The organism is Streptomyces sp. NPDC046465 (genome assembly GCF_040646035.1).
Taxonomy (GTDB): Bacteria; Actinomycetota; Actinomycetes; order Streptomycetales; family Streptomycetaceae; genus Streptomyces.
Genome location: NZ_JBEYZK010000003.1, coordinates 108,921 through 121,508, shown reverse-complemented (window position 1 = coordinate 121,508; position 12,588 = coordinate 108,921). Strand labels below are relative to the sequence as shown.

The following is a 12,588-nucleotide window of genomic DNA, read 5'->3' as shown; positions in this document are numbered from 1 at the left end:
GCCAGCCAAGATGACCCGTTACGCAGCACCCGGCACCGAGGGCGCGATCGTCGCCTACCAGTCGCGTTACGACCACTTCATCGGCGGCGAGTACGTGGCGCCCGCCCGTGGTCAGTACTTCGAGAACCCGAGCCCGGTCAATGGCCGGCCCTTCACCGAGATCGCCCGAGGCACCGCCGAGGACGTCGAGCGAGCCCTCGACGCGGCACACGCGGCGGCTCCCGGATGGGGACGTACCTCCGTCACCGAGCGCGCTGACGTCCTGCGCAAGGTCGCCGACCGGATGGAGGCCCACCTCGAAGAGCTCGCGGTCGCCGAGAGCTGGGAGAACGGCAAGCCCATCCGCGAGACGCTGGCCGCCGACATTCCGCTCGCCATCGACCACTTCCGGTACTTCGCGGGTGTCATCCGTGCGCAGGAGGGGTCGCTGAGCGAGGTCGACGAGGACACCATCGCGTACCACTTCCATGAGCCGCTCGGCGTCGTCGCGCAGATCATTCCTTGGAACTTCCCGATCCTCATGGCCACGTGGAAGCTGGCGCCGGCGCTCGCCGCAGGGAACGCCGTCGTCCTCAAGCCCGCCGAGCAGACTCCGGCCTCCATCCACTACTGGATGAGTCTGGTAGCCGACCTGTTGCCGCCGGGGGTCGTCAACATCGTCAACGGCTTCGGGGTCGAGGCGGGCAAGCCGCTGGCCTCCAGTCCGCGTGTCGCCAAGGTGGCCTTCACCGGGGAGACCACCACGGGGCGGTTGATCATGCAGTACGCCTCCGAGAACATCAAACCGGTGACGCTGGAGCTGGGCGGCAAGTCGCCGAACATCTTCTTCGACGACGTGTGGGCCGCCAACGACGACTTCCGGGACAAGGCGTTGGAGGGATTCACCATGTTCGCCCTCAACCAGGGCGAGGTGTGCACCTGTCCGTCGCGGGCCCTGGTGCAGCGCGGGCACTACGGCGAGTTCCTCGAGGCGGCCGTCGCGCGCACCGAGCAGATCAAGGCCGGGCACCCGCTCGACACCGACACCATGATCGGCGCGCAGGCCTCCAACGATCAGCTGGAGAAGATCCTCTCCTATCTGGACATCGGCCAGCAGGAGGGTGCCAAGGTGCTGACCGGCGGTCAGCGTGTGGATTATGACGGCGAGTTGGCGGGTGGGTACTACGTCCAGCCGACGATCTTCGAGGGCGACAACCGCATGCGGATCTTCCAGGAGGAGATCTTCGGACCCGTCGTCTCGGTCGCCTCGTTCAACGACTTCGACGACGCCATCAAGATGGCCAACGACACGCTCTACGGACTGGGGGCCGGGGTGTGGACGCGTGACATCAACACCGCGTACCGGGCGGGCCGTGCGATCCAGGCGGGCCGCGTCTGGACGAACTGCTACCACGCGTACCCCGCCCACGCGGCGTTCGGAGGCTACAAGCAGTCCGGCATCGGCCGCGAGACGCACAAGATGATGCTGGAGCACTACCAGCAGACGAAGAACATTCTCTGTTCCTACAGCCCTAAGAAGCTTGGGCTCTTCTAAAGCCTCAAGGAGGTTGCCTGGAGGTTCTGTTCCACTCCAGGCAACCCCGTGCCCGTGGGCCACTCTGCGCCGTCACCTCAGCACCTAGCACCTAACACCTAGGGCGCGGGCCGGCCCCGTACCCGGCCGCGCAAAGTCCGCGCGGACGAGGGGTCCTCCTCGGGCAGCCGCGCCTAGCTGCGCAGAACGCAGAATTCGTTGCCCTCGGGATCAGCAAGGATTGCCCAGCCTGAACCATCAGGATTCCGGTGATCAGCGACAAAGGTGGCACCGAGGCCCAGCAGCCGGTCCACCTCCTGATCGCGCGAGGTCTCAGGGCGCAAACACAGATGGATCCGATTCTTGATCGTCTTGGCCTCGGCCACCTGGTTGAAGTACAGCACTGGACCCTCCGCCAACAGCACCAGAGTCTCCCGGTCACCCGGTCTGACATCCGGATGCATCGGACGGCCCGTCACACTGCTCCAGAACCGGGCCAGCTCGTAGGCATCCGCACAGTCAATCGCCACGTTCTGCAATACCGAAACCATGCGCCCCAGCCTTCCACGCCCCAGGACAGGGGGTGGCGGCAGGGGCGGCGTCCCGTTCGGACGCCGCCCCTTGAGTGACTGGCCCGGGGTTACTTGACGTTGACGCCGGTCCAGGCGGCGGCCACGCGCTTGTACTCGGTGGAACTGGCGCCGTACAGGTCCTTCGCGGCGCGCAGCGTACCCTTACGGGCCGCCTTGTAGTCGGTGGTCGACGTGAAGTACGTCGTCAGGGCCTTGAACCAGATCTTCTCGGCCTTGCCGCGTCCGATGCCAAGGACCTTGGTGCCGTCGGCGGTCGGCGAGTTGTACTGGACGCCGTTGATCCGCTTCTTGCCGCTGCCCTCGGACAGCAGGTAGAAGAAGTGGTTGGCGATGCCCGAGGAGTAGTGGACGTCGACGTTTCCGGCGTTGGCGTTCCACTTGTCCAGGGAGCTGCCGTCCTTGCTCGGCTTGTCCATGTAACGCAGCGGGGTTCCGTCGCCGTTGATGTCGATCTTCTCGCCGACGAGGTAGTCGCCGACGTCCTTGGGGTTCTTGGCCTTGAACTCCACGGCGGCGGCGAAGATGTCCGAAGTGGCCTCGTTCAGGCCGCCGGACTCGCCGCTGTACTCCATGTTGCCGGTCGCCGAGGTGACACCGTGCGTCATCTCGTGGGCCGCGACGTCGATCGAGGTGAGGGGCTTCTTGTTGCCCTCGCCGTCGCCGTACGTCATGCAGAAGCAGTCGTCGTCCCAGAAGGCGTTGACATAGTTGTTGCTGAAGTGGACCCGCGAGGTCGCGCCCTTGCCGTCACCGTTGATGCCGCTGCGGCCGTGCACCGACTTGTAGTAGTCCCAGGTGAGCTGGGCACCGTAGGCGGCGTCGACGCCGGCGGTCTGCGCGCTCGTGGGCTTGCCGTTGCCCCAGACGTCGTTGGAGTCCTTGAACAGCTTGCCGGCGCTGTTCTCGGTGTGCTTCAGGTCGAAGGTGCGGTGGCCGCCTCGGGCCTTGTCGGTCAGCTCGTAGCCGCTCGAGACCTTCTTTGAGCCGATCTTGACCTTGCCGCTGTACTGGCTGTTGCCGGTGCCGTTCTCGATGCCCTGGTACTGGTACAGCTTCTTGCCCGTCGCGGCGTCCGTGATGACGTGGAGCTTGCTGGGCGTGCCGTCCTTCTGCACACCGGTGACGACCGTCTCGTACGCGAGGACGGGCTTGCCGGAGGCGGCCCAGATCACCTTGCGCGGAGCCTGCGCGTCGGCCTGCGCGGTCTTCGCCTTCGCGGCGGTCGACTCGGCAGACTTGGCGACGGAGGACTTGCCGAGCTTCGCGTCGGTGGACGCGACCTCGACCGTGGCCTCGGTCGCCTTGGTGACGCCCTTCAGTTCGCCGCTCTTGGCGGTGTGCACGACGAGGTCGCCGCCGAGGACGGGCAGGCCGTCGTAGGTGCGCTCGTAGCGGGTGTGGGTAGTGCCGTCGGCGTCCTTGACGACGTCGCGGACGACGAGCTTCTCCTTGGCACCGAGGCCGATCCGCTCGGCGGTCGCCGATCTCTCGACGCTCGCGTCCTTGAGGAGGTCCGCTCTGGTGGACGCCGAGAGGGCGACGGGAGAACCGGACGGCTCGTTGTCCTTGTCCGGCTGGGCGGAGGCGCCGGTGGTCAGTCCGGCGGCGAGCAGCGCTCCGGCGGCGACGGCGGTGGCGATCGCGAGCGTCGAACGCTTGCGGGATATGTCAGAGGTCACGCGGGCTCCATCTGTGGGGGCCCGGGAGGCATGGAGGGCCGCCCGGAGCAGAAAGTGACGCGATGCGGGCGTGCAGCGTGTTACCGCACGTGCAGCGTGTTGCGGGGAAGAGTGTCATTCCAACCAGGTACATGTCAGCATTTTGGCTGGATGTTGGCCGGATATGGCCCGTTCAGCGATGGTCGACATACGGAATGCGAACAGTTCATGAACGCGGCGGCACCGACAATGCGCCCGCCACGCCGCGGAGTTGGCCGACCGCTGCGGCGATGCGCCCGCCCCCGGTGAGGGGGGAGCCTCTGGGTCTGTGCGGTCACCATGACGCCCCCCAGCAATCGGCTGCCGCTCCTCCTGGCCGCCCATCAGAACCGCTCCACAAAGGTGTTCGGTCGCTTCCGTAGACCCGAACATGCGCCGATGAGGCCCTTGCTCCGGAAAATATGCGGCTCGGATTCGCTCTCGCAGATATTTTTGCGGTCATCCATTGACCGGGACCAAGGCGCCCGGTAGAAAGATCGCGATCAGGATCGCGACCACGAGTCCGGTCCCTACAGCTCTGCCCGGGGGATTTCGCTTTGCCGCACACAGATGCACTTCGTCCTGCCCGCGTCCTGGTGGTCGAACCCGCCTCTTCCGGGGGCGCCACCCTGATCGGTGTCGCGGCCGAGATGGGACTGCGGGTCGTCGTCGCCACCGCCGACTCCGGCGACCGCCGGCTCTCCGACGCCGTGCGCGCGGCGGCCGACTCGGTGCTGACAGTGGAGACCAACGACCAGGCCGCCCTCGAGACGGCGGTGCTCGAACTGCACCGGGCCGAGCCGTTCCAGGCGGTGCTGCCGGGCTCCGACATCTATGTGACGGCGACCGCGCGCGTCGCCGCGGAGCTGGGCCTGCCAGGACTGCCCGTGGCCACCGTCGACCGGGTCCGGGACAAGAGCGTCATGCGGGCCGCCGTGGCCGAGGCCGGGCTGCGCACCCCGCGCTTCGCCCAGGCGACCACCGACGCCGAATTGCGCACCGCGGCCGAACGGGTCGGCTTCCCGTGCGTGCTGAAGCCGGTCGCCTGCTCCGGCAGCATCCACGTCAGCCGCGCCGACGACATCGACCAGCTCACCGCCGCGTTCCAGCGGCTCGTGACCGACCCGGAGCCCGACATGGGCAAGCTGCACGAGCACCGGGTACTCGTCGAAGAGTACGTCCAGGGCCCCGAGTTCAGCGCCGACGGCTATGTCCTGGAGAGCGGCGAAGTCACCGTCGTCGCCCTCAGCCGCACGCTGCTCGGCCCCGAGCCCGACTTCGTGGAGCTGGGCCATCTCACCCCGGCCCTCGTCGACGACACCACCCTGAAGAGCGTCGAGGCGTACGTCGGCGACGTCGTCCGCGCCGTCGGCATCACCAGCGGCCCCTTCCACTGCGAGCTGCGCCTGGCCGCCGACGGTCCGGTGCTCATCGAGATCGGCGCCCGGCTGCCCGGCGACCGGATCGTGGAGCTGCTGCGGCTCGTGACCGGGGTCAGCCTGCCCAGGGTGGCCGTCGCCACCGCGCTCGGCGTCGACCTGGAGGCGGCCGATGCCTTCGCGCCGCCGCAGGCCGAGAGCGCCGGGATCCGCTTCTTCTCCGCCGCGGGCCGCTCCTCGTACCGGGAGCTCACCGGGTGGCCGGAGCTCGAGGCACTGCCCGAAGTCACCGAGAGCGCCGTGTACTTCGCGCCGGGCGAGACCATCCCTGGCGTCGAGGACTGCCGCTCGCGCCTCGGCCACGCCCTGTTCACCGCCGACTCGCCGCAGGGCGCCCTCGACCGCTGGCAGGCGCTCGGCGACCTCGTCGTCCCGGCCTGACCCGGCGGATCCCACCATGAACGCACACATAGACGCACACGTAGACGTAGACGTAGACACACATGTAGACGCACGCATACTCGACTACGCGGCCGTTGGTATCGGTCCCGCGAACATGAGCCTCGCCGCACTCGCGCATCCGGTCGACGGGCTGCGCGGCGCCCACCTGGAACGCCGTGAGAGCTTCTCCTGGCACCCCGGACTGCTGCTGCCCGAGGCCACCCTCCAGGTTTCGCTCCTCAAGGACCTGGTGACGCTGGTCGATCCGACCAGCCCCTTCTCGTTCCTGTCGTTCCTCGCGAGTGAGGGCCGGCTCTACCGGTTCCTGGCCGCCGACTTCCCGGCCGTCCTGCGCGCCGAGTTCAACCAGTACCTCCAGTGGGTCGCCGGGCGGCTGCCGAGTCTGACGTTCGGGGCGGACGTACGCAGTGTGGACTTCCGCGACGGTGCCTTCCAACTCCGCGCCGGAGAGCACGAGGTGACGGCACGTCACCTCGTGCTCGGCACCGGGCTCGCCCCGTCCGTCCCCGAGCCGTTCCGCCCCGTCCTCGGACCCACCGTCTTCCACTCCGGGGAGTTCCTGCTGCGCTCCCCCGACGTGACCGGACGGCGGGTCGTCGTGGTCGGCGGCGGCCAGAGCGGCGCGGAGATCGTGCGCCACTTGGCGGTCGGCGCTGCCCCCGACAGCATCACCTGGGTCAGCCGGCGCTCGTCGTTCCTGCCGATGGACGACTCGCCGTTCGCCAACGACCTCTACACGCCCGAGTACGTACGCCGCTTCCACGCGCTGCCCGCCGACCACAAGGCCCGGCTCCTGGAGCGGCAGAAGTACACCAGCGACGGCATCGACCTCCAAGTCCTCCAGGACATCTACCGGTTGAGCTACCGCGACGAGTTCATCGAGAACAACCCCGGCAGGTTGCGCTTCCTGGCGGACTGCGCGGTCACCGCGATCGAGGGTGGCCCCGACGAATGGAAGCTCGTCGTCGAGTCCTCGGGCCCGGACGCACCCGCCGTGCTCGCCGCCGACATCGTGATCCTGAGCACCGGATACGCCCACGCGCTGCCGGACTTCATGGCTCCGCTGGCCGCGCGGCTGCGGCGGGACGACGGGATGCTCGTCGTCGGCGACGACTTCTCGGTCGCATGGGACGGGCCCGCGGAGAACCGGATCTACCTCCAGAACGGCGCCCGGCACTCCTGGGGCGTCGCCGATCCCAATCTCAGCCTGCTCGCCTGGCGCAGCGCGGTCATCCTCAACAGCATGCTCGGTGAGACGAGGTATTCCGTATGACCGCATCCCGTATGACCGCTTCCCGTATGACCGCCCATCAGGTCGCGCAGTTCCAGGCAGAGGCGGTCGGCGTCCTGGTCCCCTTCGGTCCGACCGAGGTGGAACCCGACGGAGTGACCGTCGCCGAGGCGGACTTCGCCCGTTCGGTCTTCCCCCGCGTGCCGTTCGAGGCGGCCCGCTTCACCGTGCCCCCGGGCGGGACCAGCTCGCCCGACCAGCACGCGGTCCAGGAGATCTGGGTGGTCCACGCCGGATCCGGCACCCTGGAGGTGGACGGCGAACGGTCGGTCGTCGGGCCCGGCTCCCTGGTGGGCTTCGCCTCGCAGGCCGTCCACGAGATCTTCGCCGACCAGGGCGAGGAACTGGTCATCTACTCCTTCTGGTGGTCGGCGCCCGATGAATGAGCGCACCACAGGGACCGGTGAGGCGCCCCACTACGACCTCGCCGTCGTCGGCGCGGGCGCGGTCGGCGCCCTCGCCGCGTACTACGCCGTGCGCCGGGACCCGGGCCGCCGCGTCGCCGTGATCACACACGCCGGACGGGGGACGGGCGCGACCCGTCTCTCCGCCGGGTTCGACACGCCCACGGGGCACAGCCCGGCCCAGCGCGCCCTGGCCGCCCGCAGCACCGCGCTCTTCGACGAGCTCGCCGCCGGACTCGGCGACGCCGGACGCGCGCCGGTCGACGTCCGCTGGCTGGTGGCGCGCGAGAACACGGCCGCGCTCGACGCGACCATGGCCGACGGCGGCCGCACCCGCCCGGTCACCGGTGAGCAGCGGGCCGTGCTCGACCGGACGTTTCCCGGGCTCGCCCACAGCGGCGACGAAGTCCTGCTGGCCACCGCCCCCATGTCGGCAGGTCAGCCCCAATGGCTCACCGACCGGCTTCTCGACGAGGTCCTCGGCCGCCGGGACAACACGCTCCTGGAGGGCTTCCGGGTCACCGAAGTTCGCCGTACGGGCGGCCGTGTCGAACTGGTCGCCGCCGACGGCAGCAGGATCACCGCCGCCAAGGCGGTCCTCGCGCCCGGCCCCTGGGTCCTCGACGGCCCAGTGGCGGCGGCGGCCCGCGAGCGCGGGGCCCGGGTGAAGAAGGTGGTGGCGTTCCACGTCATGACGCCGCCCCCGGCGGGCGCCCCGGCACTCGTCTTCGAGGACGCCGACGCCTTCCTGCTGCCCCACCGCCCCGGCGGCCACTGGATCTTCAGCATCACCTCGTCCGACTGGGACCGCGGCCCCGACGAACCGCTCGCCATCGACGCCCGCGACCGGGACATCGCCCGGTCCCTGCTCGCCCGGCACGTATCGGGATTCCTGCCGCACCTGCTCGGCGGCCGGGTCTTCAGCGACTGCTTCACCCCCGGCCATCTGCCGGTCGTGGAGACGGTCGGCGGCGATGACGTGGTCATGGCCATCGGCGGCTCCGGTTCCGGCTACCGACTCGCCCCGGCCATGGCCGAGGACGCACTGAACCTGCTCGACGGGAGAACGCGAACATGAGCCTGCTGACGGGGGACACGCACACCCCCCGGCACTACCTCCTGGTGCCGCCCGAGGCCACGCCCAACGGCCCCCTGCACCTCGGCCACGTCGGCGGCCCCTTCCTGTGGTCGGACATGATCGCGAGGCATCTGCGGGTCCGGGGCGACCTGCCGTTGGTGATCACCGGCAGCGATGTGTACGAGTCGTACGTGGCGCTCAAGGCGCACGCCGAGGACTCCACGCCCGGCGAGGTCGCCGCCCGCTACGGACAGCGCATCCAGGACGACTTGGCCGCGCTGCGCATCGGCGTCGACGCGTTCATCGTCCCCGATGAGGAGCCCTGGCGAGAGCAGTTCGAGCAGGAGGTCGCCGCCTCGATCGAGCGGCTGACGGCCCGGGACGCGGTGGTGACGCGCACCGAGCGCGTGCCGCATTGCGCGGCGTCGGACCGCTGGGTGGTGGGCGGCTGGCTCCAGGGCCGCTGCCCCGAGTGCGGTGCGGGCATCGCCAGTTACTTCTGCGAGGAGTGCAGTGCGCACTTCCTGCCCGAGTCGGTCGTCGAGCCGCGCCCCCTGCTCGACGAGGGGCCGCTGACCTGGCGGGAGATCTCCAGCCTCTTCCTGCGGCTGCCGGACCGCGACGTCCTGGACACCACGCTCGCGGACCTGGGCGTCGCCGACCGCTACCGGGCGACCGTGGCGCGCTTCCTGGAGCGCGACGGCCTGACCGTACGGCTGAGCGCCCCGCAGACGTGGGGACTTCCGCTGCCCGCGGCCGAGCCGGACGTGCCGCGCGCGCTCTTCCCGTACGCCGGGATCTTCATGTTCGCCCGCCTCGCAGGCGCCGTTCACGGCCGCCTCTCCGGCACCGGCGTGAACGCCTTCGACCCGGACTCCGGGGTCACCACCATCACCACTCTGGGGGTCGACAACGTGATCCCCACCCTGGTCTCGATCGTTGGCACCAGCCTGCTGCACGGCGACATGAAGCCGTACGACCGGTGCCTGATCAACAACTTCTACCGGCTGGCCGGGCGGAAGTTCTCCACCAGCGCCCGGCACGCCATCTGGGCGGCGGACATCGCCGCGTCGCCCGCCATCGGCGTGGACACCGTCCGGTACTACCTCGCCGGGGCCGATCTGGAGTCCGAGGCGGCGAGCTTCGAGACGGCGGACTTCCTGCGGACCGCGAACGCCACGCTCGCCGACGGCCTCGGCAAGCGGATCGACGCCGCCTGGAGCCGACTGCCCGAGGGGCCGCCCCGGCCACCCGCCCCGGCCGCCGTCGACCTCCTGGATTCCCTGCTCGCCGAGCAGTCCGCGGCGCTCGACGGCGCCCGTGTCTCGACCCGGCGGGCGGTCGCGGCGCTCGACCGCTGGTGCGCCGACGACGCGGTCGCCCACGCGGCCGATGACGGCGCCTACTGGTGGCTCAAGGGCCTGTCCCTGCTGGCGTTCCCGGTGATGCCGGACCTCGCCGAGCTCGTCTGGCAGCGCCTCGGCGGCGCCGGGGAGCCTCGCGCGGCGGCCTTCCTCGCCAGGACCCCGGCCCACCGGGACCGGCCCGCGCCCGGCTTCGGCCGGGTGAGCGCCGCCGATCTGGACGCCTGCCTGCCCGACACCCTGCGACCCGACACCCTGCGACCGGGAGCGAACGCGTGACCGAGCGGAGCACACCGCTGTACGTCGTCCTCAACCGCTCCGGCGACGAGTTCGGCGAGTACCACCGTTTCCTCGACGGCCACCCCTGCCGGACGGTCTACCTCACCACGCCTGGGGGACTGCCCGCGCTCGACCAGGACGGGGCGACCGAGGTCCATGTGCTCGACAGCCTCGCCCACGACGACCTGCTGCCTCTCGTACGGGAGATCGCGGACCGGCACGGCACGCCCGAAGCCGTCTTCGGCCAGTCCGAGTACGACATCCTGACGGCCGCCCGGCTGTCGGCCGCGCTCGGCGTCCCCGGCGGCTACGGTCTCGACCTCGTCGAGCGGTTCAAGGACAAGCCCGCCATGAAGAGCGCGGTCGGCGCGGCAGGGCTGCGGGTTCCACGGTTCCGGCGCCTCGACGACGCGCCCTCCGCGGAGGCGGTCGTCGACACCCTCGGCGGTCTGCCCCTGGTCCTCAAGCCGCGCGCCGCGGCGGGCTCCCAGGGCGTCACGGTCGTCCACAGCACCGACGAACTGCGCGACGCGCTCAGGGGCGTCGACCTTGAGGCGTACGAGTGCGAGGAGTACGTCGACGGGGACATCTTCCACGTCGACGGCGTCCGCCGCTCCGGCCGCCTCCACTTCGTCACCGCCTCCCAGTACGTCCACACCTGCCTGGACTACACGCACGGCCGCCCGCTCGGCTCGGTCCTGCTCGACCCGGGCCCCGAGCGCGACGGGCTCACCACGTTCGCCGACCACTGTCTGCGGGCGCTGGGGCTGCGCGACGGCGCGTTCCACCTGGAGGTGATCCGGCGTCCGGGGGGTGAGCTGGTGTTCCTGGAGGTCGGGCTGCGGCCGGGCGGCGCGCAGGTGCCGTTCCTGCACGTCGACCTGTACGGCATCGACCTGTTCGCCGAGGCGTTCCGGGCGGCCCTGGGCCTGCCCCCGCTGTGGCAGCCGTCCGAACCGGCCGGGTCCCGGGCCGGTGGCTGGCTCATCTATCCCGCTCCGCGCGAGCTGCCCGGACGGGTCGTCGCGCGCACCTCGCCCGGGTCGGCCGTCCCCGAGGTCTACCACGAGGAACTGCCCGAGATCGGGCAAGTCATGACCGGGCCCGGCAGTTATGACGAGGGCTGCGGGATCTTCCGCTTCCAGGGGCGGAGCGCCGCCGGGGTGCGCGCCGCCGTGCACGCCGCGATGGAGGTGTACGGGCTGCGGACCGAGCGGGCCGAGGGGGCTGAGCCGCGTGGCTGAGGCAGGCCGGTACGGCGCCGTGCTGCGCGCCTGGTTCCGGGAGACCCTGCCGGCCGCCGGGAACGCGCGCAGACTCGGCGTCCTCACGCTCATCCAGGCCCTGGGGCTCGGGGTGTTCCTCACCTCAAGCGCCGTGTTCTTCACCCGGACCATCGGCATCCCCGCCCAGCGCGTGGGTCTCGCCCTGTCGGTCGCCGGGCTCTGCGGTCTGGTCTGCACCGTGCCCATCGGCCGGCTCGCGGACCGGCTCGGCGCGGGCCGGGTGCTCACCGTCAACTTCCTGCTCGCGGCCGTCGGCTTCACCACGTACTGCCTGGTGGACGGCTTCGCCACGTTCCTCGCTGTGGCCTGTGCCATCGCGGTCCTCGAGACCTCGGCGGGCGCGCTCCAGGCGTCCCTCACCGACGCGCTGGTGGGCGAGGCGGAGCGGCTCAGGGTGAGCGCGCAGATGCGCAGCCTGTTCAACCTGGGCTTCCTCGGCGGCGCCGCGCTGGCCGGAGCCGCCATCGCGGCGGGCACCTCGACCGCCCTGTACGCCACGGTCCTCGCCAACGCCGCCCTCCAGTTGGTCTCCGTCGCCGTGCTGCTCGGTATGCGGCTGCCCGCGGGCGCCGGGCCCCGGGCCGCCGCCGAGTCACCGGACGGAGTGCTGCGCAGCGCCGCGCTGCGGGACGTGCGCTATGTGGCGGTCGCGCTGGTGTGCGGCGCTCTGGAGCTGTATCACCCGCTGCTGACGGTCGGTCTGCCGCTGTGGATCGTCACCGGCACCGACGCTCCCGCGCTGCTGGTGTCGGGGCTGCTGATCGTGGACACCGTTCTGGTGCTGTTGTTCCAGGTCGCGGTCAGCAAGGGGGCGCGTACCCCGGCGGGAGCGGCACGTATGCTGCGCTGCGCGGGGTGGGCGCTGGGGGCTTCCTGCCTGGTCTTCGCGGTGAGCGGAGGGCACGGCGCGCTCCTGGACAGCGCGGCCCTCCTCGGCGGCGCGCTGGTGCTCGTCCTCGGCGAGCTGTACCAGGCGTCGGCGAGCTGGGGCCTGTCCTTCGGGCTCGCCCCGGCGGGCCGGCAGGGGGAGTACCAGGCGGTGTTCTCCCTGGGGCGCGGGCTCCAGCAGTTCGCCGGGCCGTGGCTGATGACCTCCTTGGTCGTCGGCGCGGCGGCGACCGGCTGGCTGGTCCTCGCGGCGCTCTTCGCCCTGCTCGGGCTCGCCGCGCCGCCGTTGGTGCGCGGCCTGGAGAAGGCCCGCGCGCGGACGGAGCCAGCACCGGCCTGAGCGGACCGGCCGGC

General features: G+C 70.7%; 10 protein-coding genes. 8 read left to right on the top strand and 2 right to left on the bottom strand.

Annotation, left to right across the window (positions count from 1 at the left end; all coding sequences use genetic code 11):
* The first annotated feature begins 10 nt into the window (after positions 1-10).
* A complete protein-coding gene (locus ABZ953_RS05880; RefSeq protein WP_361717339.1) occupies positions 11-1,534 on the top strand; it encodes an aldehyde dehydrogenase family protein in 1,524 nt (507 codons plus the stop codon).
* A gap of 173 nt (positions 1,535-1,707) precedes the next feature.
* Here the strand turns inward: ABZ953_RS05880 and ABZ953_RS05875 are convergent, their stop codons facing one another.
* Complete coding sequence (locus ABZ953_RS05875) at positions 1,708-2,064, bottom strand: VOC family protein (protein ID WP_361717336.1); 357 nt, start codon at positions 2,062-2,064, stop codon at positions 1,708-1,710.
* A gap of 89 nt (positions 2,065-2,153) precedes the next feature.
* Positions 2,154-3,785: a M4 family metallopeptidase gene (locus tag ABZ953_RS05870; RefSeq protein ID WP_361717333.1), complete on the bottom strand. Its 1,632-nt coding sequence runs from the start codon at positions 3,783-3,785 to the stop codon at positions 2,154-2,156.
* Between the two features lie 575 nt (positions 3,786-4,360).
* On the opposite strand from ABZ953_RS05870, the gene ABZ953_RS05865 reads away from it, so the two are divergent.
* From ABZ953_RS05865 to ABZ953_RS05835, 7 genes are read left to right on the top strand one after another with little or no spacing between them, the layout of a single operon-like run.
* On the top strand, positions 4,361-5,623 hold the full coding sequence (locus ABZ953_RS05865) for an ATP-grasp domain-containing protein (RefSeq protein WP_361717330.1): 1,263 nt from the start codon (positions 4,361-4,363) through the stop codon (positions 5,621-5,623).
* A 16-nt stretch (positions 5,624-5,639) separates the two neighbouring features.
* Positions 5,640-6,917, top strand: coding sequence for a SidA/IucD/PvdA family monooxygenase (locus tag ABZ953_RS05860; protein WP_361717327.1), 1,278 nt, complete (start codon positions 5,640-5,642; stop codon positions 6,915-6,917).
* Positions 6,914-7,321 carry a cupin domain-containing protein gene (locus ABZ953_RS05855; RefSeq protein WP_361717324.1) on the top strand — a complete coding sequence of 136 codons (408 nt, stop codon included), beginning with the start codon at positions 6,914-6,916 and terminating at the stop codon, positions 7,319-7,321. The genes ABZ953_RS05860 and ABZ953_RS05855 overlap by 4 nt, the downstream gene beginning before the upstream one ends.
* A complete protein-coding gene (locus ABZ953_RS05850) occupies positions 7,314-8,417 on the top strand; it encodes an FAD-dependent oxidoreductase (RefSeq protein WP_361717321.1) in 1,104 nt (367 codons plus the stop codon). Before ABZ953_RS05855 ends, ABZ953_RS05850 begins: the two co-directional genes overlap by 8 nt.
* On the top strand, positions 8,414-10,060 hold the full coding sequence (locus ABZ953_RS05845; protein WP_361717318.1) for a class I tRNA ligase family protein: 1,647 nt from the start codon (positions 8,414-8,416) through the stop codon (positions 10,058-10,060). Before ABZ953_RS05850 ends, ABZ953_RS05845 begins: the two co-directional genes overlap by 4 nt.
* A complete protein-coding gene (locus ABZ953_RS05840) occupies positions 10,057-11,304 on the top strand; it encodes a hypothetical protein (RefSeq protein ID WP_361717315.1) in 1,248 nt (415 codons plus the stop codon). Before ABZ953_RS05845 ends, ABZ953_RS05840 begins: the two co-directional genes overlap by 4 nt.
* Positions 11,297-12,574: an MFS transporter gene (locus tag ABZ953_RS05835; protein WP_361717312.1), complete on the top strand. Its 1,278-nt coding sequence runs from the start codon at positions 11,297-11,299 to the stop codon at positions 12,572-12,574. Before ABZ953_RS05840 ends, ABZ953_RS05835 begins: the two co-directional genes overlap by 8 nt.
* Positions 12,575-12,588: the final 14 nt, after the last annotated feature.